The organism is Vibrio sp. 1402 (genome assembly GCF_033340275.1).
The window spans coordinates 1-708 of sequence record NZ_JAWOWE010000271.1; the positions used below are offsets into that span (position 1 = coordinate 1).

Consider the following 708-nt stretch of genomic DNA (forward strand, 5'->3'; position numbering starts at 1 on the left):
ATTATTACTGTTCCCGTCACAGACATTATGGCTTCTAGTAATGTGTTGTCTCCGTATGTGAACCATGCGTTTGCATTATTTTTCTTCAATTGCTTCCAGATGATATTACCAATCATTTTCTTGTACTCATCTGGGTTGTTTGATTTCAATTGTTCGAGTGGTGTAGAACCGCCTTGCTCTTGCTTAGATGAGAATACATCGTCAAACAGACCCGTTGTGGTAGCTGTAATGGAAGCGTCAGTTTTGTGTTTAACATCGAATGAAGAGGTAGCGTCATTTACGATACCTTGTGCAAGTTGACAAGAATTACCCAAATATTGGTTTAATTGTTGTATTTTCTTTTGGAAGTTTTCTATCCATTTTGCACCATCAGGAAAGACGTTATCCAATGCTAATTGGAATGCGTATCCCTTTGCATTTGCAGCTACCGAACGCAGCAAAGTGACGATTTGTTCTGCGTTAACAAAGCTCAATGAGCCCCCAAATAGGTCAACACCACCACAACCAGCTTTCCATGATGGAGGTGTGAATGACACTAGGTTTTCATTAAATATGCGTGTTTTCGTGGTGTATCGACCACCAGCCAGAACCCCTCGACGCTGTGTTTCAAATACACCTGGTTGAGTGACATTGCTCATTTCATTGAAAAGGGCGTCCATTTCAGACTTTAAGCCGTTAGCTGTAGATATACTCGGTACTGTCCACAGA

At 41.2% G+C, this 708-nt stretch carries 1 protein-coding gene; it reads right to left on the reverse strand.

Annotation, left to right across the window (positions count from 1 at the left end; genetic code table 11):
* Positions 1-707 (reverse strand): conjugal transfer protein TraH (locus R7044_RS25510; RefSeq protein ID WP_225456032.1); only part of this gene is annotated, 707 nt, incomplete at its 3' end.
* Position 708 lies beyond the last annotated feature (1 nt).